20 protein-coding genes and 1 pseudogene are annotated in these 26,460 nt (G+C 43.2%); 1 reads left to right on the forward strand and 20 read right to left on the reverse strand.

Annotated elements, in window-relative coordinates; all coding sequences use genetic code 11:
- Window positions 1-13 precede the first annotated feature (13 nt).
- From LJN55_RS00795 to tssH, 20 genes and pseudogenes are all read right to left on the reverse strand, one after another.
- Complete coding sequence (locus LJN55_RS00795; RefSeq protein ID WP_227535485.1) at window positions 14-409, reverse strand: polyketide cyclase; 396 nt, start codon at window positions 407-409, stop codon at window positions 14-16.
- Between the two features lie 208 nt (window positions 410-617).
- Window positions 618-1,109, reverse strand: coding sequence for a type VI secretion system baseplate subunit TssE (locus tag LJN55_RS00800; protein WP_227535486.1), 492 nt, complete (start codon window positions 1,107-1,109; stop codon window positions 618-620).
- Between the two features lie 10 nt (window positions 1,110-1,119).
- Complete coding sequence (locus LJN55_RS00805; RefSeq protein ID WP_227535487.1) at window positions 1,120-1,917, reverse strand: type VI secretion system accessory protein TagJ; 798 nt, start codon at window positions 1,915-1,917, stop codon at window positions 1,120-1,122.
- Between the two features lie 24 nt (window positions 1,918-1,941).
- Window positions 1,942-2,772 (reverse strand): TagK domain-containing protein, encoded by an 831-nt coding sequence (locus LJN55_RS00810; protein ID WP_227535488.1) that lies wholly within the window; start codon window positions 2,770-2,772, stop codon window positions 1,942-1,944.
- A 15-nt stretch (window positions 2,773-2,787) separates the two neighbouring features.
- Window positions 2,788-3,051: a PAAR domain-containing protein gene (locus tag LJN55_RS00815; RefSeq protein ID WP_200642322.1), complete on the reverse strand. Its 264-nt coding sequence runs from the start codon at window positions 3,049-3,051 to the stop codon at window positions 2,788-2,790.
- A gap of 107 nt (window positions 3,052-3,158) precedes the next feature.
- Window positions 3,159-5,879 (reverse strand): type VI secretion system tip protein TssI/VgrG, encoded by a 2,721-nt coding sequence (gene tssI / locus LJN55_RS00820; protein WP_227535489.1) that lies wholly within the window; start codon window positions 5,877-5,879, stop codon window positions 3,159-3,161.
- A gap of 37 nt (window positions 5,880-5,916) precedes the next feature.
- The gene (locus tag LJN55_RS00825) at window positions 5,917-6,600 is read right to left on the reverse strand and encodes a hypothetical protein (RefSeq protein WP_227535490.1); all 684 of its coding nucleotides are present in this window, start codon (window positions 6,598-6,600) and stop codon (window positions 5,917-5,919) included.
- 46 nt (window positions 6,601-6,646) lie between these two features.
- Window positions 6,647-7,816, reverse strand: a complete 1,170-nt coding sequence (locus tag LJN55_RS23890) for a type VI secretion IcmF C-terminal domain-containing protein (protein WP_320443531.1) — start codon at window positions 7,814-7,816, stop codon at window positions 6,647-6,649.
- Window positions 7,817-10,524 (reverse strand): annotated as a pseudogene (tssM, locus tag LJN55_RS00835) (type VI secretion system membrane subunit TssM); the annotation flags it as partial.
- On the reverse strand, window positions 10,524-11,888 hold the full coding sequence (gene tssL / locus LJN55_RS00840) for a type VI secretion system protein TssL, long form (RefSeq protein WP_227535491.1): 1,365 nt from the start codon (window positions 11,886-11,888) through the stop codon (window positions 10,524-10,526). The gene tssL and the pseudogene tssM, both read right to left, overlap by 1 nt.
- Window positions 11,888-13,234: a type VI secretion system baseplate subunit TssK gene (gene tssK / locus LJN55_RS00845; protein WP_227535492.1), complete on the reverse strand. Its 1,347-nt coding sequence runs from the start codon at window positions 13,232-13,234 to the stop codon at window positions 11,888-11,890. The genes tssL and tssK overlap by 1 nt, the downstream gene beginning before the upstream one ends.
- Window positions 13,231-13,770 carry a type VI secretion system lipoprotein TssJ gene (gene tssJ / locus LJN55_RS00850; RefSeq protein ID WP_227535493.1) on the reverse strand — a complete coding sequence of 180 codons (540 nt, stop codon included), beginning with the start codon at window positions 13,768-13,770 and terminating at the stop codon, window positions 13,231-13,233. Before tssJ ends, tssK begins: the two co-directional genes overlap by 4 nt.
- A gap of 210 nt (window positions 13,771-13,980) precedes the next feature.
- Window positions 13,981-14,466, reverse strand: a complete 486-nt coding sequence (locus tag LJN55_RS00855; protein WP_227535494.1) for an Hcp family type VI secretion system effector — start codon at window positions 14,464-14,466, stop codon at window positions 13,981-13,983.
- Window positions 14,467-14,602: 136 nt separating this feature from the next.
- On the reverse strand, window positions 14,603-16,102 hold the full coding sequence (gene tssC, locus LJN55_RS00860; protein ID WP_227535495.1) for a type VI secretion system contractile sheath large subunit: 1,500 nt from the start codon (window positions 16,100-16,102) through the stop codon (window positions 14,603-14,605).
- A 17-nt stretch (window positions 16,103-16,119) separates the two neighbouring features.
- The gene (tssB, locus tag LJN55_RS00865; RefSeq protein WP_133844503.1) at window positions 16,120-16,653 is read right to left on the reverse strand and encodes a type VI secretion system contractile sheath small subunit; all 534 of its coding nucleotides are present in this window, start codon (window positions 16,651-16,653) and stop codon (window positions 16,120-16,122) included.
- 119 nt (window positions 16,654-16,772) lie between these two features.
- On the reverse strand, window positions 16,773-17,366 hold the full coding sequence (locus LJN55_RS00870; protein WP_227535496.1) for a fimbrial protein: 594 nt from the start codon (window positions 17,364-17,366) through the stop codon (window positions 16,773-16,775).
- Window positions 17,354-19,981, reverse strand: coding sequence for a fimbria/pilus outer membrane usher protein (locus LJN55_RS00875; protein ID WP_227535498.1), 2,628 nt, complete (start codon window positions 19,979-19,981; stop codon window positions 17,354-17,356). Before LJN55_RS00875 ends, LJN55_RS00870 begins: the two co-directional genes overlap by 13 nt.
- A 46-nt stretch (window positions 19,982-20,027) precedes the next feature.
- Window positions 20,028-20,777, reverse strand: a complete 750-nt coding sequence (locus LJN55_RS00880) for a fimbria/pilus periplasmic chaperone (protein WP_227535499.1) — start codon at window positions 20,775-20,777, stop codon at window positions 20,028-20,030.
- Window positions 20,778-20,926: 149 nt separating this feature from the next.
- Window positions 20,927-21,487 carry a fimbrial protein gene (locus tag LJN55_RS00885; protein WP_133844499.1) on the reverse strand — a complete coding sequence of 187 codons (561 nt, stop codon included), beginning with the start codon at window positions 21,485-21,487 and terminating at the stop codon, window positions 20,927-20,929.
- A 41-nt stretch (window positions 21,488-21,528) separates the two neighbouring features.
- Window positions 21,529-24,234 carry a type VI secretion system ATPase TssH gene (gene tssH / locus LJN55_RS00890; protein WP_227536440.1) on the reverse strand — a complete coding sequence of 902 codons (2,706 nt, stop codon included), beginning with the start codon at window positions 24,232-24,234 and terminating at the stop codon, window positions 21,529-21,531.
- A 334-nt stretch (window positions 24,235-24,568) separates the two neighbouring features.
- Here tssH and tssF point away from each other — a divergent pair, with 334 nt between their 5' ends.
- On the forward strand, window positions 24,569-26,458 hold the full coding sequence (gene tssF / locus LJN55_RS00895; RefSeq protein ID WP_227535500.1) for a type VI secretion system baseplate subunit TssF: 1,890 nt from the start codon (window positions 24,569-24,571) through the stop codon (window positions 26,456-26,458).
- The last annotated feature ends 2 nt before the right edge of the window (window positions 26,459-26,460 follow it).

Consider the following 26,460-nt stretch of genomic DNA (forward strand, 5'->3'; position numbering starts at 1 on the left):
TTGCCCCCGGCTGTCAGGTAGTCAGCAACTTGTGTAGCGCCTGTAAATCACGTTTCACCCATTCCAGTTCCTGGGCGAATTTTTCATCCGACAGCAGTGGCTGGCGGAATACGGTGATCAACACCTGTGAACCCTCTTCGTTGGCGACAATACGCATAGGGACGAAGATTTCTTTGCTATAACCGCTGTCAATATAATGGTCCATAATGCAGAAAGGATTATGTTCGGTGAAGCGTACTTTGACCGGTCCCTGTGGGCCACGTCCTTTCCAGCCATTGCCATCCGGCTCAAGCGGCCCCTGACTTAGACCTGAAGCCCACTTAGGGAAAAACTCCGGTTTCCAGATCGTTTCATACAAATCTACCCAGTTACGATGGATAGCCAGGCTAAGAGTATGTGAGGACAGCATAATACCTCCGGTCAGTGGTCAATAACGGATTTAACCATCCCGGAAGGACGATGGGAAGGAGGAGCGTTCTATTGTGTTAACTGGGTAGCGAAGTGCGGCGGTATGTGGCGGTAGGCGAGGACTGAAACGACAAACGTTAACGTGGGTTGCCTGAATAAGGTTCCTCACCGTTAGCGCAGCTTTCCACTACGGTGAGGAATCTTGTTATTTACATGCTTTTTAATTCAGCATGCGAAGTCTCAACATCATAACGTCCGTGGAAACAGAGGTCGATTGGGTGAGGATGCCAGTCAATTAGCCCTCTTATTTCAAAAAGAATCATACCGTTTTTCGTAGGATGCTCTTCGCTCAGTAGCGAACGCACCATCAGTGATTCAGGAATAATTCTTGTTTCAAATCGCAGAATCGCTGTTCTGATATTTTTTTCAATCGAATGCCATCTATGCTGATGGGAAAAGCTGCCGACCAGGGCACTCACGCCATAGTTTACAACTGAGTCTGCCACCAGGTTGTGCTTGTATTCATCAAGACTGTCTTCGATGTTGGTATTATTCAGCATCGTAGCAATATCTTTCTGAACAATTGATCGCATCATTCTCGAATCAAAAAATAATTCATCAAAGCGTTCAATGCTTTTTTTCGGATCGTCATCTTGTAATCTTTCCAGTAATGTGGGCAAAAACTGCCTTTTCTTTTCCATCACTGAATCCTTATGTAAACGTTATTTTTCCGCTTTCCAGTAACGAGAAATCGCCTGCATCGGTAATGATGACCTTGCGTCCTGATCCTTTGGAACAGGTAGCAGAGACATCTTCCCATTCTGTTACTAAACCGAGCTTGGCATCCTTGCTGGCATTTTCTATTAGGGGGTAGCGTGAAGGGATGTATCCGTAATACATATCGCTACGGGTCTGAATATGGGCTTTAGACCAGATTAAGTCGATGAGTTCTTTCGGCTTTTCAATGCTTAACGACTGTATCTCGGAGAAGGGTACCCAACGATAACCACCGGCAGCGATAAATTCACAGGCAGGCCCAATACGCCCGTCACTGTCTGAAATCCATGAAAATGAACCGATTTGCGGACCTTTCCCAGCGCTTCCATTCACCAAAGAGAAAGCCTGGCTGCGCAGTTCGTCCTGTTCGTTCAGCGCTCCGTCAGACAGTAACTTGTTTGCCTGATTTAACAAGTTAATCCATTCGGGTAACTCAAGATTGAGCATGCCAGGTAAGCGTTCGCCACGCAGCACTTCTTCTCTGATTAATTCACTGAATATCAGGTTTTTTGCAATTTCCACTTCTTGTAATGAATCACTATTAATGACTTCGATGGTTTGCAGTTGCATCAATGCTTTTTGCCACGAACCTTCAATACAGTACAGTTTGTAGAGTGTTTCACGTAAGGAGATATCATCAGGTTTAGCCTTAACCTGAGACAAGCAATTCGCCAGAACCTCCTCAAGTGAGGCGGTCTTTAACGATCCATATAATGACTTTGTAGTATCCATCTACTCTTTCCTTCAGATTATATTTTAGTAATGGCTGTCCAGTCCAATCTTATAAAGATCCTGGAAAGCAAGTTCAGGTATAACTTTTTTCTCTTTTGCCGTGAATTTTTCCGGCGCCAGTAGCATTAATATTTCATATTTTTCTTCTTCATACAGAACATCATCTTGCAGGTTGGCAACTTCAAGTTCATCCCAGACTTTATCAATCAATGAAGGTGCATCCAGAATACATTCCATGATGGTTTTCGATTGCATCTCTGATCGGGTAGCATCAAAGAAACCGTCATCATTAATAACGTAATGAGATTTTTTTTCGTCCTTATTATAGAGGTTGTTGTTGATGTGTCCCCAAATCAGGAATTTCTTATATTCAGTTTCCAGCGGTTTAATTGCATCATTCTCAATGACTCTTTCCGAGATCATCTCATTTGAGTAATTGAGATCGGCAATATAATGTGCGCCGTTTGGTAAAATATCTTCTATTTCAGGAGTGTGAGTGTTACTTCTATCTGTTTCATAACCATTCAGTGTATAGAACATATCTTCAAGAGAAGTTGTGCTCTCACTGACCTCTGCCTGAATATTATAATGACCAATTTGTATTTCTGAACCTAAATTCAGGGTGCGAACTTCGTTCTTTTCAACAGGGATCCCATCAATAATACAGACATAATCGCTACAGGCATTGAAAACGGCTGCTCCCGCGAGTGTCCAGTAAAAATACACAATATTCTCTTCAGGCTGAGCAAGATGCTGGTCTGAAAACTCCCCCTTTATAACGTTGAAACCCACCCGCGCTTCTGATGTATGAGATTCATCAAGTTTGAAGCGATAGCGCTGATCAGGCCAAGTCATTGATAAGTACATTTTTTAGCCACCGATGTAAACATTACCAGAACCACTGGCTACTGCAGCACCGCATCCGCAGACGTCTCCCAGTCGGGCTGCGTTGCAACTATTGATAAACACAGATCCTGAACCGGACGCTACCGGGGCCGCACCATGAAAGGCACAGGTCGCAACGCTGCCGCCTGTGATAGCGGCGTTACAGCTGTTGATCGTTGTATCGCCGGAACCTGAAGCAATCACTCCACCGTGGCATACTGCATCGCTAACTCTGGCTGCATTTTGCATAAATCACCTCATGTTGATTAATTCATGATCAAGTAAAAAGGGCCCGAACTGTTTCGCCATGATTGGCTTGAGTCAGGTCCGGCCCTTTTAGTGTTTATCCCCGTTGCTTAGGGGCCCCACGTCGGGGTCACCGGCGGTTCGGTCACAGGCGGCTTGGTCACAGGCGGCTCGGTCACAGGCGGCTTGGTCACTGGCGGCTCGGTCACAGGCGGCTTGGTCACCGGCGGCTCGGTCACAGGCGGCTTGGTCACAGGCGGCTCGGTCACCGGCGGCTTGGTCACCGGCGGTTCGGTCACTGGCGGCTCGGTCACCGGCGGCTTGGTTACAGGCGGTTCGGTTACCGGCGGCTTGGTCACTGGCGGCTCGGTAACCGGCGGCCGGGTAACAGGCGGCTGAGTAACAGGCGGCTGAGTAACAGGCGGCCGGGTAACAGGCGGCTGAGTAACAGGCGGCTTAGTAATAACCGGTGGTCTAGTTACCGGCGGTTTAGTCACCGGCGGAATGATGATTGGTGGAACGACTAATGGTGGAAGTATTGGCAACGGTAATAATGGCAATGGGAGCGCTAAAGGAATGAATCCAAACGCTGCAAGCCCAGGCAAACCAGCTAACATCGCACCGCCACCGCCACCGCCACCGCCACCGCCGCCGCCGCCGCCACCACCACCGCCGCCGCCACCTTTACAATCGCAACAATCACCGGGATTAATATCGACCTCACCAGCTTGTATGACAATTTTTCCACCTGCGACAATTTTAATATTTGAAGCAGAGATGGTGAGCATGCCACCTGAACTGATTGCGAAAGCGCCCCCGGCAACGGCTGCAGCTGCACCACCCACCGCCAGTGAACTGGCACCGCCAACAGCTGTTGAAATGGCACCGCCAACAGCTGTTGACATGGCACCACCCACGTTAATAGCGTTCGCTCCCCCAACAGCGAGTGAGTTAGCTCCGCCCACGCAGGTTGACATTACGCCGCCTACGTTAATAGCGTTCGCTCCCCCAACAGCGAGTGAGTTAGCGGCGCCCACGGTGGTTGCCATAAGGCCACCTACGTTGACGAAGCTCGCTCCCCCCACAGTGTTTGACTGTACAGCGCCAACAACAGTGGTCATAGCGCCACCAACGAGCAGACTATTGAATCCCAAAATGTTTGCTGTCTGGAAACCACCGACAAATTTCGTTCTGGAAAGGCCAACCTTAAGATTTGAGTTCGCACCAATAACCTGTTTTTCGTTGGCTTTAGTCAGGCGGCTCATATCGCGCTCAGCTTGCTCCCAGTAGCGTTCAAGGCCAGGTTTATCTTCAAAACGTATGCCGTTGAAGTTGGTTCGTCCGCCACCGACAGTACGGCTGACCAGGCCACTTTGTGTGGCATTAGCCGGAAGATCCCAGGGAGGCATCGTAACGTTATTGTAAAGGCTACCTAAGATCAGAGGTCTGTCGGGATCGCCATTAAGAAAGTCGACAATGACTTCATGACCAATACGAGGAATGTTGATTCCACCAAAATTATTACCTGCCCAGGCCTGGCTCACACGTAGCCAGCATGAGTCTGATTCGATATTTTTCCCGTAGCGATCCCACAGAAAATGAACTTTGACTCTGCCATATTTATCGGTCCAGATTTCTTGCCCCCGAGGACCGACCACAATGGCTGTTTGTGGGCCACGTGTCTTAGGTTTTATCGCAGTACGTGGATGACGATAAATTTTGGTTGTCGGCTGTACGGTAAATTCGCATTGGTACTTAAAATTTTCCTGCCCCGAGACCTGACCAACTTCCTCAACGTCTAATTTGCTGGAAATGATGAGATACTCGCGATTAACTTTTTTAACCGGGAATCCTTTGAGATTAAAATTAGATCCACAGACAACGCCGCGCAGTTCACCAAATCCAGTTGCACGAGAACCCGTTGCACCTAACTCTTCAATACGCACTTTAGCTAATTGCTCACCAATGCCGGGTTGATCGTAATCGCCTGGCCAGTGATAAACTTCCATGTCATTAAAGCTGGTTTTACGTGGTTTGCTGTCCAATGCCATAATATCAGCACGTGACTTAGTGAAGTCGTAGTCGTTGGTCACCCAGGAACCCGTAGTGATACTTTCCTGATGATCGAATCGGGTAACATACTCTCCGCCTGCTTTTGGTAAGTCAGGTTCATATTTGAGAGTATGGTAAGCAGAACTTTTAAATTTTTTATGGGCGCCAACATGATCGACAATAACCATTTTATGCTTATGATCATGGTGCTCAAAAAACCAGTAAATTCCCCATTCTTCCATCAGACGCTGGATGAAGTTAAAGTCGGTTTCACCATATTGAACCTGGAAATCGAGCTGCGGGTAACTGCCACTGAGACGTTTATCTAATGGGAAATTATAGTCAGATAACACTTCATCAATAATATCTACCACATTTTTATTCTGGAAAATTTTATAATCTGCTGTGAGATCAGTCAGATAAAGCCAAGGTCTGATAACAAATTCATGCTTGGCCTGATTGGCATCACGGCCAAGAAATCGCGCCTGCTGCACCAGCCCTGATATTTCGCGTATCCCTTTCCCAACGCCAGTAACTGCATCAAGGCCGCTGCCATCCAGCTCTATCTCGATCGTCATTTCTTTTCCGATGAGATCTTTAATCTCAATGTTTGACGCAGATTGCCAGGGGATCAAGGGATTAGCGGCAGTTTTGGTCATGATGGTGTACGAGTACAGTGTTGATAATGACTCTTCACCTTTAAGCGTTGATGGGACCAAAGCTGGTTCGCCTAACAAGAGAGGCATTGCGGCGCTGTACAAGTTAATAGTTCGTGACATTAGAATCACCTTATACGAAATTGATTATCCATAACCACTAACGGCGCGCGTTAGTAATATCCATCGGTACTGGTATTTTCTTAGAGTCGATGATTCGACCATATCGACTTTGTCGCCAAAGCCAGACGAAATTTCCGGTCTGAATGCATTCAGGCCAGCTTTTCCATGGCATAAATTCTACTCCACCATTAATGGGAGTCTGATTGTCTAATGTGTGACAATTTGACAGTAATGGCTCGGATGTATTAATAAATCTAAATTTTTTACGAATTAAAACAGATTCTAAAAATGGCGAATAGTGTATCTGTAAAGCTTTAATCCACTCCAAAAAATGCGAGTGTTTTTTATTGGCATTCATTTCACCTTGTCGAGCTGCAAGGATTCTTGCCTGCCAAAAAGCGATATGAAATTTTTTTTTGAAATCCACTGATATTACATCATAGGGAAGTCGAGAAAAAATGACACAAAAACTATCTCTATTACAGTTATTTTTAGAAGTAGTCAATGCGCCGATATAATAGTGCTTTTGGTATAGTTCTTTCGCCGAAAAAACAAAGCACCATGGATAACTATCGGATATTTCATCATCCTGAGAGAGCGTTTTAATCTCAGGTTCAACGGTATCCTGTAAGAATTTAAGTATTCTCCGATGATGTTTTCTCCGCCAGTGATACCAACGATAGTGGCGACTATCATCAATAACAGATATCTGCAATGTCAAATTCACCTCCGCTAATAATCTTTATGAAAATTTAACAGACCAAAGATCACCCTGGACACCGGAAGTCCCGCAATAAACGCGTAATCAATCGATCATCATAGGTGATGCCTGACGCTTTAACATCCACACGCCGGTTACTCAATGAGAACACCAGAACAGGGTTAGCAGATGAAGAGTTTTCGATTTTTTTCACGTTGTCCATCCAGTGGAAAAGAGCCCAGGGGCCAGTGAAAACAAGCCCAGAGGATTTATCAGCCATTCTTGGTTGGGCGGTCATATTGACATTGGATCCCATTCGACTGCCCGGCCAGGTAAATGTTTCCGGAGCAACAGGTCCGTGCGAATAGTCCATCGCCGCTCCATCAAAATTCATACTAAGCTGCGTGATGGTGGGTGCCATGTAGGGCACAGAGATCGAGAAGTTAATCAACATTTGTTTACTTTCTCCGTTCTGGAAAAAGGTATTGCGGATGTCCTGGGCCTGTTCGAACGTCTTCAGTGTGGTGGAATCGTTTTCACCATTGTCACTGTTATAACGCCAGGGCTTAACGGACGTGTTCACTTTATCAGTCAGATTGTTTTTGAAGAACATCTCAGCTAATCCACCCGGTGCGAAGAAATGTTCAAAATCACGAACACGTACTTCTTCAGGACTCTTGGTAAAAGGATAGCGACCTTCAAGGGTGTTTCTACATACCTCACCCAGATCTGCTTCTATCTTTTTATTACTTTCAGAGATAACCAGATGGTTAACCTTTTTATAAGCACCATTCAGAAGTGGCTCAATAATATTCTTAAGTGGATCAGGCCAGGTTTGTGATTCTGCGCTGATCTTAAGGCCTGCATCTGAAAGCGTCGGCATACTGCCGTTTTTGAGTGCATTATCAGAAAGAACAAATATCGTGTACTGGTCGTGGAGAACCCCCATGATGTTCCTTAAACGGCTGCCAGTCATGGAGGTGCTACCTGCCTTTTCACTGGGACGTGTAGAACCTGTAACAAATTCTCGCAGGGTAGAGAAGTGGCTATCGACACCTTCCCATAAGCGCTTTTTTTGCAGTGATACCAGCAACTGATTTGCTTTGTTCACGTTTTGTAGCAGACGTGTACTTGAAGAGCGGCTATCGATCAACTCCTCGTTCTGTAAGGCCGAAAGAGTCGTTTCTTCAACAGCCCTCTGCGCAAGATTGACCAATGGTGAATCTGATGAAACCATGGTACGCAGCAAGTAAATATCAAAGGACAGCGCTAACTGTCCATTTCGGTTCTGTGAACGATTTGAGTTCAGGCTGATCTCACTGAGAAAGCGACTCCACCGTTGAGTGTATTCATCATAATAACGCTGCATAATCTTTTGCTTTATAGGATCGATGCGTTTAGCGTTTGCCAGCATTGCAGAGCCGAGCAACCCCAATTCTGCATGCATTCTGGTCGAGCTAAATTCTGCTAACGAGGTGTTATGTTTGCTTTCCATAACCCAACCATCTTCATCATTAAGTTTGGTCACAAGGGCGGTTATTTTTTTTTAAAAACCTGATGATAACCGACATAGGTAAACAACCCAGGAATGCTGGTTGCATGATGATCGGTTTCATCCAGGGTGAAAATTTGGTTGGCTTTGCCATCGGTCATTTTATCCAGTGTCAGATTTTCTGGGGCATCATCCTGCATAATCACCTTAATACGCTCATAAAGACGGTCACTGAGCGAAATACGGCCTAATACATCCCTTGCCTGTGCAACTAAATCAGCATCTAGCGGTTGTGAATAATGACGCCAATCCGGTAAATCAAACAGATTATCTAAATGAGCGATAAAAATTTCCTTATCAGCGTAGGGTATAATTTTACCAGAATCATCCCAAGCCTTGGTTATAGTATCAATAAGGAACTTCTTATCGAATTTTCCTTTCCCATTGAGCATCAGATACGCTTTTAACGCAGTATATATCTCACTATTATCATCACCGAGAACTGCATCCTGAAGCTTGTCTTGCGCTTCATGTAGCACATTTGGGAAGAGCAGTTTCTGTAAAAAATAGTGATATAATGAGGTTGAATCGGATGTTATATCCCAGCCCACATATTGACCAAACCTGAAGTTCAAAGGTGGGTGTTCAACGTCCAAATCACTATATTCAGGCATGTACTGAGCCATGGACAACAATGTAGGAATCAGTTCGGGGTTGTTTGCTTTCTCAAACTCTCCAATTTTCCCTTCTAGAGAAATTACTTTTTCACGAATAGTATTGAGATATCCATCATTATTATAATAACTATGATAGAAACCATTGATCAGCCATACAGTTAACAAAATACATGAGCAATGTATCACTATGTTCTGGAAGCGATATTTCGATTCAGCACTTAAGTTGTGGCGCACCAGATGGGCATCTTTAACGATGATCTCTGAAAATAGTGTTTTGAGAAAATAATGGCGACCATAAGCGTTGTCAGTGACTAAAAAATCACCTTCATTAATTTTTCTTGTGACGGAGTCAACCGCATTAACGGAACGTCTGTGCACAAAATTATCCCATTTATGCATTAACGTATTGTTATTTATGAGATAAACATCAGCCGGTTGGTGATTACTGACGAAATATAAGCCGCGTAAACTGGTGAAACCTTTGCTTTCATCATATCTTGATGTGAAAAATATGTTTTGCAGCATGTCAGATATTTCCTGTGACAAAACATGGAAATCCTGAGGGAAGCTATACATTCTTTTTCTATCGTTAAGATTCAGTTCTTCTTGCTGGCGTAATGTCATCTTCTCTTCAATACGATTTTCCAGCAATACCAGCTCGGTATCGACACGCTCACGCAGGTCTGAAGCTGGCATTTTCATTTCTTCGCCATAGGGGAATGTCACGCCCCAAATCTGTTCGCGTTCCTGTTCTGTCAGTATCCTGAAGTATTCAGAAAATCCAGAAAGTTGATCTATTTTTGACACCAGTACATAGACTGGGAAATGTATACCAAGAGTTTTGCGAGTATCATCGAGTCTTGCTCTGATTTTAGCAGAAAGATCGTACAATTCAGCCTTGCTGCGCCCCATAACATCTGAAACAGAAATATTGATAATCACGCCATTTATGGCTTTTATTGATCGGTATTTCCTGATGCCATTTAAAATATTTTTCCATTCGTTGTTATTTTCATCCGCCTGGCTAACATATTTACCAGCAGTATCTAAAAATAGAGCATCATTCGAAAACCAACATTCACAATTGGTTGTTGCCATTGTTTTTCTGGCAATTTTTTTTAATTGTTCTGGATCAGGAAAACTCTGCCCTGATGACAGTACTGATGATGTTTTCCCTGCATTTTCTGTCCCAATTACCATATACCATGGGAGATCGCTAAGAAACTTCTCTGGAAGGAAAAATTGCTTAAATTTCGAAGCGTTTTTGCTAAAATTTTTAATGTAATTGTTAGCATTACGAATTATTGCAAAAATTTCAGCCTGATTGTAATCCTCTTTAACTTCTTCATCTTTAATGAATCTATCTAGAAATTTAGGGTTTCTCTTTAATGCAATAATGAGCTTCCAGATACCATAAAAAAATGCAAGAGCGAGTATACAACCAATGGCGATAATTCTACGGTTTACGCTATTAAGAGGATAGGACTTGCCCATTAAAATGTACGGGCCCATTATCCAGACTGCACAGCTAAGTGCCAGTAACGCCATGATTAGCACTGGGAGTCTGAACCACAGTCCGATCGCACAGAACAGGGAAATAACGATCAAAATGATACGCGGTTCAACATCTTCTAATGGCCGCGTTTCTCCAAATCCAAAAAATGGCCCCAAATACCATATAAAGAGCACCAACAGAATGAAACATGCCACTGTTAGCATGATCTTTGTTACACGGATAGAAAATAATCTATTAATTAAAGACATTGCTAATCTCATCAATAAGTAACGAAGAATTCTACGCGCCTGTTCTGCGCACGACCTTCGGGGTTACTATTACTACTCACTGGCTGAGTATCGCCTACGCCTTGAGTATGTATTTTTTTCTCAGATAAACCAGTGTTAACAAAAAGTTTGGCCACGGCTTTAGCTCGTAATTCGGAAAGAATAGTGTTGTTTTCAATTCCAGGCTTGTGAATGGGCGTTGCATCGGTATGTCCAATAATAAGGACACTACCATTGACTCGTTGTACTTCTTTAGCGACACGATTCATAACATAATCCATCTCAGGCTTTACAGATGTTGCACCGCTTTCAAATATTGAATCACCTTTGAATATGACTTTACTTTGCTCTTTCGTCTCGTCAACACTGACCAGACCTTTCGCTATTTCATTTCTTAGTAAATATGCGAGCCTAAGTTTCTTTGCCTCAGGTTTTGTCACGTTCAGTTTTTGCATCGCAAGAATTTTATGCTCAATAACACTCTGGTTAACGGACAACCAGTACTTATACCAAAAAAAAGTTGAGGCAATTAAAATCCCGCATAACAATAATGTCACACGTACGGGAACGATTAACTTCTCACGCTTTGGCTTTCCGCGGCTAACCAGACCGTGTGGCGATAAAATCGTCGATGCTGTATCTTTTGTACTTTGAATAATGGTAAGTAATCGTTGTCTTATTTTCGTCAGTTGACGGTCACCATCTTCAATAATACTGTAACGACCTTCAAATCCAAGGCCAAGAATACGCAAGAGTACCTCAAGAACATCTGCATATTCATGGGGATTCATAGAGAGGCGGCCAACTAACAGGAAAAATTTGTTACCCCCGTCGTTATCGCCTTCGAAGTGGTTGAGCAGGTTGCTCTGTGACCAGCCAGCATTTTGCGCCCACGTTTTTTCATGCGCAGCTTCATCCAGTGCCGTACACAGACAGTAGCGAACAATGGCCATTTTCTTCCACGAGACATCTATCTCATCGCAAACAATAACGAAGAGATTAATTTCATTTTTTATACTTCTTTTGAGCACTTCGACATGTTCTGCCGAATCGACATGTTCAGGCATTTCACTTAACGCGCGAAGCAAATATTGGCTCGCTTCCAGTAGTGGGTTTTCAGCCTGCCTGATGTTGACCAGCCGCTGCTGGACACTCTCACTTCTTAACGATGTTTCGTTTAGATAGTTCTTCTCGCTTTGAAGAAATCGTTCAATTTCATCCTCCTCATTGCTTTGTTTAACACGATGATCAATGGAAATACTGTGCTCATCCGGCAGAAATCTGCCGAGCGCCTGAGGTGTAAGTTCTTCTGGCGGGACGTCTTCAGCCTCAAGACCACGGTCCTGTATTTCGCTCATTAGTTCCTGACTCCCCAAAGTTCCATTTTTATCCCAGGGAATTCACCGGCTACGTGTAGGGCTATTGCACCTGTAGCAGAGATTTTTTCCCAGAATGGTCCACTTTTGAGCAGATCGAAATAGACATAACCTGAACTGTAAGGAATCTGCCGTGGAGGAACCGGTAAGGCTTGCAGGACTAGCCCGGGTAAATGCGACCTGACCAGCTCATGCAATTGCTGCGGGGCGCTAATTTTTGTCTGTGAGGTAAATTGCTGCTGCAACACATCCATTGAGAGTTGTGCATGGACAGCAAGCACAAGGTTTGAGAATGAGTGTAATTCTGCAGGCAACATAGATGCAGACCAGACACCATTTCCTTTTGGTAGTAACGGGATCATTTGTCCTGCCCGTACCAATATCTGATTCAAAAGATAGTTCACTTCATCAACCAATGGCCGAATCGATTCATAAAGTCGAGCATGATCGTAACCTGGCGCAGCTATCGGGCGGCGTGTTGTTGTTCGTACAAAAGTGGATAATTCACCCGAAAACTTTGCTAGTTCTTGATATATGATGATCGGCGGCAGCTCAGGAATATGCCTGATATGATCAAGAAGTGGTTCATATTTATTGAAAATTTGTAGCAGCAAATAGTCAACAACCTCTGCACCGGCACTCGCTTTTCCATCACTGGCGGATAGACGAGTTGCTAGCATTTCTGCTCGCATTTTAACCAGGCCATTAAGGTGAGTTAACCATTCTGTCAGAAGTATATTGGCTGCGTAAGCGGTGACTGGTGGAATATGGTCCTCTGAGTGAAGTAATACACTACCATCCGGCTGCATTGCCTTAACTTTAGTTAATGGCAGACCGAGCCAGGATTCAGTCATTTCTGTTTCGGGTACCAGGCGCATACGTAGCCGACTTAATTGAACAGGTTTAGCGCCTTGTCTAATCGCGTTAGTATCGTTAAGACTCGTTTCATAGGCCAAAAATCGTGCGAGAGAACTCTGATTGTTGCTATCAAAGATCGTCTCATCACTGTTTTCCAGACGAAGTGGAACGGCAAGATAGATCATCTTTCCTAAATGGTCTGGGCTGATGGTCAGTGGCTCAGGAATTTCTGCATGCTCAGGGATATCGAATGGTGTTCCATCAGGTAGAACGCCGCCTCCTGATCTGAGAACCAGTTTCCCATATGCCAGCGCTTCTTTATCGATATCATATTGGGAAAAACCCCAAAAAAAAGGATTGAGGGTCGCTGTGCGCTTATGTACAAAATATTCTAAATAGCGTTCTTGTTGTTGGAATAGTTGGGGACGTAGAAACAGTCCTTCGCTCCAGACGACTTTATTCGTTCTCACATCTTAATCCATTTTATTGTTGAGATTGAAGTTTTACTAAAGTCAATACTCAGGGCTTTTGGTTCTTCTGAATGTATTAACTTCCACCAAGGAACAGGTTTAACATCTGGAAACATGATAGCTTTGTTCCAGTCCGCAATGTTTATATCCCGATATGCGGCGACGACGCCCAGAGCTACACTGGATTTTCCAGGTTTAATCTCAATGTTTCTTTTTTCACCTGGCATCAAAATAGCCTGATACAATTTGCTCGATTGTTGTGAAAATTCGATATTGGTGTTGTTTATTATTGAGTAATAATCACTGTTATCAAAGGTATCGGGTGTTTTTAACTCATAAATGTAAATGCCAAGAGGTGATGGCCTGTTATGAATGTTAAGATTTACATCACTCGATGCTAACAATGTAATTTTTATAACTTCCTGGTTTTTTTCTCCAGGAAACAAACTACATGATGTCAAAGCTGAGATGAAAAAAATTGCAAAAAATAGCAGTGTATAGCGTTCTGCGGACGTTTTTAACCATTTTGTCATCATAAAAATCTATTTTATAAAATGTAATAAAAGAAGACTACGCGGCATAAAACTTAAGCTGTACGATTGTTCTTAATGCTATAAATACCAACTGTGTTAATCAGTATGAAAATCGAATTTAGAATACCCAGGAAGCCAAGTGATTTCCTGGGCAATGTTTCTATTGGCAATGCTCACTATCACTAAGATCGTGAGTTATTTCCCAGATACATATTAACCGTGCTGGTTAGCTTTAACATCATAAGTCGCAGAAATAACACCAGACTTCTGACCTTCGGCGTTCTGCATAATGTAATCTTGTGTCATTTTCGAGAATGAGAATTTCACGGTTTCACGAGGGCGAGATTCATCTTCTACAGAACCTGTCATTTCAACTAAAGTGATAATGACATCTGTAAATTTAATCATCAAATACTCAAGAGGGTTACCACCCGCTTTACGTACGACGAATTGAATGTTTTTGATGTGCTTACCTGTCAGACAGTAATTCAACAGGTTAGGACTGGCTTTGTCAGTATAGTGCTCAAAGCAAAAATCATTAACGGATGATTTTCCTGAACCACCACCTGAACCACTGTGCATGTTCGAATGCTGACTCACGTCCCATTTCCACTTCAGAACCTGAATTTCGTTTTTATGAACAGCATCTGGAGATTCACCGTCGATACCATCAATTTTGATAAACATATCTTGTGACATGATAATTCCTTTTTTCTATGTGATAAAAGCCACAACAAGTGCGACAGCTGCATTTCCTACTTTAGGAAAATTTAATTTTTTTTATATTGTGGTTTATTTGATAAATCCGAATGCAATTTTATTATTTTAGGCTTTATCAGTTAGAGCCTTTAAGTGAAGGTAGTTTAGCAACCATACGTAAAGACACAGTCAGACCTTCAAGTTGGAAATGAGGGCGCAGGAAGAATTTTGCCTGATAAAACCCTGGATTTCCTTCAACATCTTCTACAACAACCTCAGCTGCTGCTAATGGACGACGCGCTTTGGTATCCATCGACGAGTTATTTGGATCGCCATCGACGTAGTTCATTATCCAGTCGTTCAACCAACTCTGCATATCATCACGTTCTTTAAATGTACCAATTTTGTCGCGGACAATACATTTGAGGTAATGCGCGAAGCGTGAACAGGCAAACATATAAGGAAGTCGTGCTGAAAGATTAGCGTTCGCGGTTGCATCTGGATCGTAATATTCAGCAGGTTTCTGCAGTGATTGGGCTCCAATGAAAGCCGCATAATCTGTATTTTTACGATGAATTAATGGAATGAAACCATTTTTAGCCAGTTCAGATTCCCTGCGATCGGAAATCGCAATCTCCGTAGGGCATTTCATGTCGATGCCGCCGTCATCTGTAGGGAAAGTATGACACGGAAGATCTTCCACTACACCGCCACTCTCAACGCCGCGAATCAAGGTGCACCATCCGTAGTGTTTAAATGAACGGTTAATATTGACTGCCATGGCGTAAGCTGCGTTCGACCACGTATATTTGCTATGATCAGCTCCGTCCGTTGTTTCCTCAAAGTCAAAAGCATCTACCGGATTTGTGCGAATTCCGTAAGGGAGACGTGACAGGAATCGAGGCATTGCGAGGCCGATGTAGCGTGAGTCTTCAGAATTACGTAGTGAATTCCATGCTGCGTATTCCAGGTTTTGCGTGAAAATTTTCGTCAAATCACGCGGGTTGGCGAGTTCTTGCCATGACTCCATTTGCAGCACCGATGGGGCAGCACCCGTGATGAATGGGGAGTGAGCTGAAGCAGAAATCTTAGCAATTGATGCCAGCAGATCAACATCGGGTGCCGTATGATCAAAATAGTAGTCCGCAACCAGACAACCATAAGGCTCACCACCCAGCTGACCGTATTCCTCTTCATAAACCTGTTTAAACAAAGGACTCTGATCCCAGGCAATTCCCTTATATCTTTTCAGGTTACGCCTCAGTTCGTTTTTAGATATATCCATAAAACGAAGTTTCAGCTTTTCATCTGTTTCAGTATTATTGACAAGATAATGCAGTCCACGCCACGCGCTTTCCAGCGACTGGAACTTTTCATGATGAAGAATCAGGTTGATCTGCTCTGAGAGCTTTCTGTCAATTTCAGCGATGTAGACAGCAATATTCTTATATGCGTCATCAGCAATTGTCAGAGAGTTCGCCAGCGCTTGTTCAGCCAATGTTTTGACTGCTGATGCAACAGCAGATTTCGCCTGTTCAGATTTAGGCTTAAATTCTTTTGTCAAAAGAGTATTGAAGTCGCTATAGGAGGTTGTCGCTACAGCCGGCTTTTCATTTTTTACAGTTTGAGTTGACATAGTTCCCTCTACAATAATCAGTCGTTCTCAGAAGCATTGGTATCTGGCGGGGTCGGTCTTGCTTCACTGGCCAGTGTATTGAGTAATGCTTTATCCTTCAGCACTTGAGTGACCAGGCTCTCAGCCCCTGCTTTACCATCCATGTAAGTTTGTAAGTTAGCCAGTTGTGTTCTTGCTTCAAGTAACTGAGATAAAGAATCAACTTTTGTTGCAATAGCATCGGGTGAAAAGTCGTGAATGCTTTCGAAGGTCATATCAATCATTAACATACCTTCTCCGGTTAACGTATTAGGTACAGCAAATGCAACCCGAGGCTTCATTGCTTTCATTCGTTCATCGAAGTTATCAATGTCAATACTAAGAAACTTTCGGTCAACAACCGCGGGAAGTGGTTCTAAAGGTGTTCCAGATAAATCAGCCAGCACGCCCATAACAAAAGGCAGCTCGATTTTTTTTTCACTTCCGTAAATTTCAACATCATATTCTATCTGGACTCTAGGTGCCCGGTTTCTGGCAATGAACTTCTGCGCACTGCTCTTATTGATCGCCATTACTACTCCTTTTTAATAAGTTCCATGAGCATATAGATTAATATCGAGAGTGATATTTATCTATAATTTATCTGGTTGTAAAGTTGTTTTTTGGACGCTGTTTGGTGTCATTAACGCTTTTATTTATAAAAAAGCTCTATTCCCGCCGTGGTTTTTACTAAACCGGGAGTTGCACCTGTTTTACCACTTGAGTAATAGTTTGCAATATAGTCATGCGTTACCATATCGCCTGATTCAGAAATATAGTAGTTCTGTGCGCTGACCTGGTCATCAATGCTAATTTGTGTTCCGTCTTCTTTTCGGAGTCTTATTTGTGTGTTTTTGCTATATCCATCACCTAATGTATTTAATAAATTTCCAGTTAATGGGTCTGCTTGTGATGTGTTACTGACAAATTTTAAAATTATATTTCTATTCGCCGGGCAGTTTTTTAGACCAATATCAAATGAGCCACTGCCGGCTTCACTTCCTGGTACTTTAAGGCTTTGAGTCGATATCACTGGTAATTCAACAATGTCTGTGTTTTCTTTGCCATTGATAACAATTTCGCATGTTTCATCATTGTATATTCCAGTAAATGAAACATCGACTGTGCAGTTCTTACAGTCTTGAGCAGCTACAATATTTTGGCTGACTGTTACTATAACCACTAACAGCATTCCTGAATATAGGATTTTACTCAAAAATGGGGGGCGGTTATTTAAATTATGCATTTTACCTCCATGGTAACTATCTGATTGTTACCTTTGTCGGATGGTGCAATCCATTTCTTGTTAGGAAGAATACGGCACACACTTCGGCCTTCATCCCATTTTGCATTAAGTGTATTTATCGTTGGATCCCAGCCGCGAATAAATGCCATTCCACTTTGACCAATAATTCCCTGGCTTACGCCATTCTCATTGAACAATTCGGTTCCTATTGGAAGGTAACTGTTATCAGAACGCTTCACTATAAGTATGTAAGGCGTGCCAACAATTGTCTTCATATTAACCAAAATGGCTGAGCCTGCTCTTGGTACAACCGTGCTTTCACTTTCTAGCACATCAACCGTAGCTGGAAGTCCTCTGGTATCTATAGAAACTGTGTTTTCCCGATATGCGGTTAATGAAGGCATGATGGCATATCCATTTGAGTCAACTTTAGAACCATAGCCGTTTAGTATTTTAGCCCCCCTTCCTCCTGGGGCGTTGATGATAGCAAAAGGAGAATCACCTATAGGCGGGCCAGCCGTAATGCCACCCTGATGACCGATCACACTACCGTTAGCAGAGAAAGAAACCTGATTGGTTGATTTATTATCAGCCGATGCTGTCAGGCCGAGGTTTCCTACAGGAGAACGATAGAAAGCATTACCAGAGACTGTTTCCTTAGTCCCTTCGTTATGATTTTTCGTCGTTGTTGTTCCAATCCCATAGTTCAGCTCATTCATTTCACCCTGGCTACCATTGGCATTGACCTGCAGAGAGGATCCTCCACCCTCATCATGCGTCAGAGTGGTATATATTGAGTTAAATACTGGCTGGCTGCTGATACTCTGGCCAAGTGGTATGTTGAAAGACAACATATACGTGTTCTCATTTCTACGGTTACTATTCATCGTTCTCATACCCGTAAGTGAGTAAGAAAAGTATCTTTCAGACTTATTATAGGTAAGAGAGTATTGTCTGGTTCCGGGCCTATTGTCCCAGTATTGATACATGCTGCCAGTGAAGTTTAGATAAGCATCATTCCATAAACGCTGGCCAATAGTCAGTGTCAGGCGTTGTTTAGCCCGATAATCTGATTCTTGGTTAGTGCTATGAGCGTAGCGCTCAAGGCTTGCTTCTCTAAACGTATAATATCCTGCCGTTGAGTACTTATAGGCAGCAAGGGTGAGATCTGTATTTGTTGTTTCTAAATATCGACTAAAACCCACTCTAAAACTATTACCAGTTTTATTTTTATTTTCAGATAATTGGCTTTTTGCGTGTGTGACATCCAGCGATAATCCACCAATCGGCGTGTTAAATGCGTTACCCAGAGCCATTGAATAGAAACGCTGCGCAAACTGTCCACCACCATAAAGTGTGTACATATTGCCCACACCGTACTGGTAGACACCCTGCATCACTTTCGGTTTCGTTCTTAATTTATCTTCTCTGAGCTCCCCTGCATTGACACTAAACAAAGATACACCCTGATGTAGTAGCATAGGTGGTGCCGAGAAGGGAATGCTTTGACTTCTGACCCGACCATCGGCTTCTGTTACCGTCATCTCGAGGTCGCCACCATATCCCATTGCCCCAACATCAGTAAGCTCAAACGGTCCAGGTGGAACGACAGTTTGATATACTGTCTGCCCACGCTGTGTAATGGTGACTTTAGCATTTGTTTCTGCCACGCCTCTCAATACAGGAACATAGTTTCTTAATCCTTCCGGCAACATACGTTCATCTGATTGTAAGATAATGCCTCGAATATTATAACTATCGAAGATATCTCCTCTGGTATTACTATCACCAATCGTGAGGCTGCTTTGTAACCTAATGATGTCCGTTTGAGCAAAACCAAATAAATTCTGTGTGTGCGAACTCCCACGACTGGACATACCCAAGTTCAGACGTTTTCTGAAGCGCCATCCTTTAGCATTAAATCCTGTCTGCATGCCAATATTACCCGTGTATACAATGTTATTACTCCTTGTTCCGTACTTTGAGCCAGTATAACTGCGATACATATTTGCATTGTAATCAAGGAAAATAGCAGGAACGCCAGCATCCCATGTACTGGGATCAATATAACCTCGTGGGCGATAAATAATATTTATCTGAGGTACGGTGATATTTAACTCATAATCTCCGGCATTATAATGCACCGAACTATCTTCAATGATACTTTTTAATGTGAAACTGGCATCTTGTTGTTTTTCATCAGTTTGTAGATGCAGCTTGTTTTCTGAGTTCAGTTTTATCCCAAGGTTTTTTAGATCCTGAAGTGTAAAGTACGGCTGAGAGTTGGGATTGTCTTTGGAATTTTTAAAGGTGACGTCATATTTTATACGATGAGTTTTGTTAACCACTATGAAAATACTATAAACACCAGGTTCAATTCTGTTACCTTCACTGAAACGTGAAACGTCCACCTCTGAACCGTGGATGAACATCGGGTTATAATCAACTTTTATTGGATCACTTTCGCCATTGGCTATTTTTGTCTCTCCGCCATCTTGTGCGACAGCAACTGAGCAAACCATGCCTGCGACTAGTTTACATGCACTGAAAATTCGAATGCTGATGTTGTTAATTTTTTTCTGTGCTATGCCTCTTTTCGATATTAAATTGCTCAATTGGTAAGCTCCTTTTTCCAATGAGAATCTTTAGATGAAATGCTTTCTACTTCATACTTTCGAGCGTTAATTCATCTCCTTTTGCCTTCAGTTTACCAATCACAGCTGCCCCGTAATCATTCAGTAAACTAAATTCGCCACCAGTAAGATTCGTAATTGCCGGTGAATTTTTTGAAAAAACAAACTCTGATGTTGAAAATGGCGCGACCATTTCTGCATTCACTTTCACTTTTTGTGCACCAGAAAAGAGCGTCATGGTGTCAAAAGAATAGTAATAAGGAGTAGGGTTGTTGACCTTCACCTTTTTTTCTTGTTTTACTACCGTCCACTTCAGGTCTTTCGCTCCCAGCTTACTCGTCGCTTTGTCCAAAGATTTAGGACGATAGAATATTTTTATTCTTGTTCTGAAAGCCAGTTCTAATCTGTCTTTCGCTGGACCTTTATAGACGGGGGGGATTTCCAGCATGTTTAACCAGAAAACAGATTCTCTGTCTGTTGGCAATACCATGTTGTTATAGATCAGTCGTAGGCTTTGTCCTTTACCTGGCTCTACGCGATACACCGGGGGAGTAATAATGAATGGTACCTTCATTGTGTTGACATCAGCATCAGAACGTCCATCATCAACCCAAACCTGAACTAAAGTAGGTTTATCTCCTTTATTCGTTGTTCTTACTGTGACTTCTTGTTCACTACCGGGGAAAATAACACGCGTCCCCGCGATGGTCATCGCTGCCATCGAGCTTGCTGACAATGTAATAGAAGTAACTGCCGCTATGAGTGTTTTATAGATCATTGCATTATCATCTTAATATGAAAAGGAGAGCATAAAGCAGCAGAGGAGCCAGATAACTGTTGCATTTCGTATTATCTGACTCACTCAATTCCTAATCCGTGATTAATGAATAATCACGGATTAATTACCCGCCCAAGTATTCAGGGGTTTTATGGGTAACTCAGGGTATACAGGGCTGTAGCGGTAACAAGACCTGGGGTTGTTGCAGCAGTCGCATAATAACCACCATAATAGCGCATTGTTGCTGTTCCTCCTTCCTGAACATCAAATGATGCACCCGTATCACCCAATAACAGCTGATTCTGCTCTGCATCAGAGTTATACAGACGGATTTGAACACCTGTTGCCGGTTTATCTTCGCCTACAGTCACTGCCTTATTTTCCAGGTTGCCTGTTTTTGAATCCACGCCAGTGCTGCCAATGGCTTCAAAGTGTGCTGCAACCTTTGTTATTTCAGTAGGGCAATCTTTCACCTTGATCTCAAAAACTTTACTACCTGCTGTGGCACCCGCAGTAGCGAGCGTTTTTATCGATAATGTTGGCAGGGGAACGATAATATCGTCCATGCCATCTACAAGCTGACAGGTTTCAGTAATCAGTTTTCCGTTGAATGTCACTTTACCTTGGCCGACCCCTAGATCTTCAGCATAAGAGTAAGAAGCTGTGAGGCTGAGTGCCAGAACGGTTGCATAAATCTTCATCTTTTCCATGATATATAATCTCTATAATCCTAGTGATAATGTTTTTGTACTTAAACTATTGTGCTGCTTGCCCTTTTGACTTTTCCTTTTTGTAAAATCTCCTTTTCTGGGAATAGTATGGTTATTTCCTTATCCGCATTTATGCTTAAGTTGATATTTTTCCCATCAACACCATTTTCACTGCTGAGTATTTTACGTGCCATCTCTGGCATGATGTTTTGCTCAATAAAACGAATTAACATACGTGCACCTGTTTCTGCGACAGGACACTGTTCTACAACGAACTTCACCAACTGATGATCATACTGAAGCGACGCATGATGTTGTTCATGTAAACGTTTTCCGATTCTATCCAAATGAACTCTTACAATATGCTCAAGTGTAGAATGTTGTAATGGTAAGTAGGGAACAACACTGACACGCCCTAAAAATGCCGCTGGGAATATTTTTAATAGCTCTGGTTGTAATAATTTTCTTAAGCCATTTATGTCTGGGGCCGTATCAATATCCGCATAGACACTGCTTATGACTTCACTACCCGCATTACTCGTTAACAGTAAAATAGTATTTTTGAAATTTATGTGGCGCCCTTCACCATCCTCCATCCAGCCTTTATCAAACACCTGGAAAAACAGCTCATGAACATCTGGATGCGCTTTCTCAATTTCATCCAGCAATATGACGCTGTAGGGTTTCCGGCGTACGGCTTCCGTTAAGACACCACCTTCACCGTATCCAACATAACCTGGGGGCGATCCCTTTAGCGAAGAAACGGTGTGGGCTTCTTGATATTCACTCATATTGATAGTGATGAGATTCTGCTCACCGCCATACAGTTGCTCAGCCAGTGCCAGTGCAGTTTCTGTCTTTCCTACACCAGATGGTCCCACAAGCATAAACACACCAATAGGTTTTCCGGGATCGGCTAAACCTGATCGGGAGGCCTGAATACTCTGACTTACCAAATCTAAAGCATGAGGCTGGCCTGTCACTCTTTCCTCAAGACGTGATGGCAACTCCAGTACAGTCCGAATATCATCCTTCATCATCTGGCCGACGGGTATACCTGTCCAGTTAGCAACAATACTGGCTATGACTTCGGCGTTAACCTCAGCCTGGACCAGCGGATGTTCCTGTCGGCTCTTTTTGAGCTTTGTTTCCAGTGCGCCAAGTTTCTTCTGGGCAAGGCTGATCTCTTCTGATGATGATTCTTGCTGGATCAGTGTATTGAGCTCTTCTCGGGTTGCGACGATGTCAGCAACCAGTGTTCTTTCCTGCTCCCAACGTGAAGAAAGAACCTGTGCCTGCTCTTCGTATTGCGTAATATCTTGCTGTAACTCATCAATGCGCTGACGTTGCTCTTTACCGAACGCAAGTGCTTTCTCTGCGAGTGATAGCTCAGTTTGGGCTGTTTCTGCCTGGAAGTTTCTGAGCAGAAGCTCAGCTGGCGGTGCATATTGCATGACTGCAACACGTGCGCACGCCGTATCCAGCAAACTGATCGCTTTATCAGGCAACTGACGGGCGGGAATGTAACGATGAGAAAGTCGCACTGCGGCCTGTAGTGCTTCGTCCATTATCCAGACTTTATGGTGCTTTTCGAGCATAGGAACCAGACCACGTAACATTGACGTAGCGGTATCTTCATCAGGCTCCTCGACTTGCAATACTTGAAAACGTCGCGTTAACGCAGGGTCTTTCTCAATGTGTCGTTTAAATTCACTCCAGGTGGTTGCACCAATCGTACGAAGCTGGCCACGGGCAAGAGCGGGCTTAAGCAAGTTAGCTGCATCGCCTGTTCCTGCATTGCCTCCTGCACCAATAAGCGTATGGACTTCATCAATAAAGAGAATAACGGGTTGGGGTGATCCAATGGCTTCATCTAGCACGGATTTCAGGCGTGCTTCAAACTCGCCTTTCATACTGGCACCCGCAGAGAGAGCAACGATATCCAGAGATAACAGGCGGACTTTAGAAAGTGAAGGTGGAACTTTACCAGCAACAATCGCCTGGGCTAATCCTTCCACTACTGCTGTCTTACCTACGCCAGCTTCACCGGTTAATAGCGGGTTATTTTGGCGTCTGCGCAGCAGTATATCGACCATGGTATTGATCTCATGGTCTCTACCCAGCACGGGATCAATTTTCCCCTCACGTGCTAATGCAGTAAGATCTGTAGAGTATTGCCTTAGAGACGCTGAGTTCTCATTTGTATTGATAGCATTGCTGGCTTGACCCGGCAGATCGCTATCATGTTGTACATCATCTTCTGACTCATTTGCTTCAGTAGATGAACGCGTAATGTAGTTAAAATCTTTAGTTAATACATCAAGTTGAACATTGTCGAATACTGGAGAGATCGCGGATAATACACGCCGCAATTCCATCGTCGTCAGCATCGCAATCAATAGGTGACCGCTTCTGATACGACTGGCGTAGCATTCCAGACTTGCATAAATCCATGCACGCTCAATGGCGAGCTCAATGTGATATGAAAAATCAGAAATAGTACTGGCACCTGTAGGTAATCTGATGATTGCTTCAGAAAGATTCCGCTCCAGGGTGGCAGCATCAAGTTCAAAATGCCTGAAAATACTTTTCAGATCACTGTCTTCTTGCTGCCATAACTGGTTGAGCCAATGGGTTATTTCGACATATGGATTGCCGCGAAGTTTACAATAAGTTGTCGCACTTTCAATGCTTTTAAACAACGAATTGTTAAGTTTTCCAAATAAGTTTTTTCTTGTGATAGCCACTAATTCATCCCTTAATCCTAATGAAGAAGAAGCTGATAAAATTAACTTCATCTGTTTCTCAAGAGTACTAAATTTCAATATGGCAACTGAAGATAAACTTCTTGTCTGAATTTGATTTAGGAATATGAATCGGTCAATATTCCTAAAGTCATTTTTTGGACAATTTTTGTAGTTTTGTTTTTCTTTTTTTATGTTATGTTCTTTCGTCTATATAGATGAATTAGAACCTTAAAAATATAAAAAGGGTCGATTTTCATCATTAGTGGAAAATAGCTAGCGAAAAATCATTATTCGCTAATAAGAGTGGCTGATACAAATCTAGTGAGAAATGTCAGTGGATCATAAATTTCTTGATTATTATAATCAGGAACTTACGTTTATGAAAGAAATGTCACGTGAGTTTGCTGAGAAACATCCTAAAATTGCTGGCCGCCTGGGAATGCATGGCATAGATGTTGCTGATCCTTATGTTGAAAGACTTATTGAGGCATTTTGTTTTCTTTCCGCCCGAACTCAAATAAAACTGGATGCTGAATTCCCTAAATTTACTCAAAGGTTATTGGATGTTGTCTATCCAAATTATAACTCTCCTACTCCTTCAATCGGTGTTGTGCAATTACAGCCTAATCTGAAGGAAGGTGATTTGATGCAGGGGTATTTAGTTCCCCAAAATAGCACTTTTCATACCAGGATTTTACCGGGCGAGGCTACCCGTTGTGAGTTTCGCAACGGACAGGATCTCACACTTTGGCCGGTTGAAATTATTGACGCACGCCTGACCTCTATTCCTCCTGATCTCCCCAATCTGGAGCGATATCGCATATCTAATTCCCGACTCAAAGGTGCGTTACGCATCAAGCTAAAATTACAGGGGGATATCGTATTCTCACAGCTAGAAGGTCTCGACCAGTTACCTTTTTATATTGATGGTGATGAAAGGATCGTCTCACATATTTTTGAACTATTACATACCAGCCATGTGGCTATGGTTGTGCGCGCAGGTGATGCATCAGGTGAGACTAAGGTAGAAGATGTCGTTGTCAGTGAAAAACCACTTACCTTCGAGGGGCTAAAACCGGAACAAAGCGTTTTGCCGCTTTCATGGAACATGTTCCACGGCCATAACCTCATCCAGGAGTATTTCTCCTGTCGTCAGCGATTTTATTTTTTCACGTTAAATCATCTGGCAAATAGTCTGAAAAAAAACAACTCCAATGAGGCTGAACTCATTATTTTACTTGACCGATTGCCACAAAATTTAATCGGCCATATTGACGCATCCCGGTTTCTTCTGCACTGCACCCCGGTTATCAATCTGTTTCCTAAGTTAGTTGATAGAATCGAAGTTAACAGGGCACTGAATAGTTTCCATGTTGTTCCTGACCGGAGCAGGCCTTTAGACTATGAAGTTTTCTCAGTAAATCGGCTATTGGGGCAGAAAGCTGAAAGCAGTGATGAGGTTGTTTTTAAACCCCTGTACCATACCCGACATTCTGATGATGGAAACTTTGGGCGCTATTTTTCTATTCGTAGAGAAGCCAGAGTCAAGGATAGAAATACCCGAAAATATGATACTCGGATCCCCTATGTGAGCACTGAAGTATTCGTTTCACTGGTCGATCAGAATGAGGCGCCTTTTAGCGATGATATCAGGTATCTGTCTATTGATGCGATGGTGACTAATCGGGATCTTCCTCGCCTTATCAAGGCAAGTGGTAGCTTCGATCTGACAATGCCAGGTTCAGTTCCTGTTCATGGTGCAACGTTTGTCTGCCAACCCAGTACTCCGCGTGCGGCATTTGCCTTGGGAGAAGCATCATGGCGGTTAATTCGTCAACTAAGTTTTAATTACCTTCCACTCTCGGATATGGACCATGGGTTAGGTGGGGAATCGCTGCGTAATATGCTTAGCCTCTTCCTCAATGGTGCGGATCAGGAGTCGATCGCTCAGGTTAACAGTCTTGTGGGATGCAAAAGTGAACCTGTCATTCGGCGTATTCCAGGAGATGGCCTGCTGGTTTACGGTCGGGGAGTTCGCTGTACCTTAACGGTAGATGAAGAGGGATTTTCGGGCATTAGTCCATACTTATTTGGCCTTATCATGGAAAACTATCTGGCTCGCCATGCTGCGATAAATATTTTTACTGAGACAGAATTACACTCAATGCAGAGAGGGCTTATTGCACGCTGGGGAGCGCGGCCTGGAAGGCGTGGAGCACTGTGAAT

It is taken from the genome of Erwinia rhapontici (assembly GCF_020683125.1).
Lineage (GTDB): Bacteria > Pseudomonadota > Gammaproteobacteria > Enterobacterales > Enterobacteriaceae > Erwinia > Erwinia rhapontici.

Coding starts and splice junctions, on each gene's coding strand:
- LJN55_RS00805 (WP_227535487.1), bottom strand. CDS start 1,917: ATGGATACTACAAAGTCATTATATGGATCGTTAAAGACCGCCTCACTT.
- LJN55_RS00800 (WP_227535486.1), bottom strand. CDS start 1,109: ATGGAAAAGAAAAGGCAGTTTTTGCCCACATTACTGGAAAGATTACAA.
- LJN55_RS00880 (WP_227535499.1), bottom strand. CDS start 20,777: ATGATCTATAAAACACTCATAGCGGCAGTTACTTCTATTACATTGTCA.
- LJN55_RS00870 (WP_227535496.1), bottom strand. CDS start 17,366: ATGCATAATTTAAATAACCGCCCCCCATTTTTGAGTAAAATCCTATAT.
- tssC (WP_227535495.1), bottom strand. CDS start 16,102: ATGTCAACTCAAACTGTAAAAAATGAAAAGCCGGCTGTAGCGACAACC.
- LJN55_RS00795 (WP_227535485.1), bottom strand. CDS start 409: ATGCTGTCCTCACATACTCTTAGCCTGGCTATCCATCGTAACTGGGTA.
- LJN55_RS00885 (WP_133844499.1), bottom strand. CDS start 21,487: ATGGAAAAGATGAAGATTTATGCAACCGTTCTGGCACTCAGCCTCACA.
- tssI (WP_227535489.1), bottom strand. CDS start 5,879: ATGTCACGAACTATTAACTTGTACAGCGCCGCAATGCCTCTCTTGTTA.
- LJN55_RS00855 (WP_227535494.1), bottom strand. CDS start 14,466: ATGTCACAAGATATGTTTATCAAAATTGATGGTATCGACGGTGAATCT.
- LJN55_RS00815 (WP_200642322.1), bottom strand. CDS start 3,051: ATGCAAAATGCAGCCAGAGTTAGCGATGCAGTATGCCACGGTGGAGTG.
- tssB (WP_133844503.1), bottom strand. CDS start 16,653: ATGGCGATCAATAAGAGCAGTGCGCAGAAGTTCATTGCCAGAAACCGG.
- tssJ (WP_227535493.1), bottom strand. CDS start 13,770: ATGATGACAAAATGGTTAAAAACGTCCGCAGAACGCTATACACTGCTA.
- LJN55_RS00810 (WP_227535488.1), bottom strand. CDS start 2,772: ATGACTTGGCCTGATCAGCGCTATCGCTTCAAACTTGATGAATCTCAT.
- LJN55_RS23890 (WP_320443531.1), bottom strand. CDS start 7,816: ATGGTTTCATCAGATTCACCATTGGTCAATCTTGCGCAGAGGGCTGTT.
- tssL (WP_227535491.1), bottom strand. CDS start 11,888: ATGAGCGAAATACAGGACCGTGGTCTTGAGGCTGAAGACGTCCCGCCA.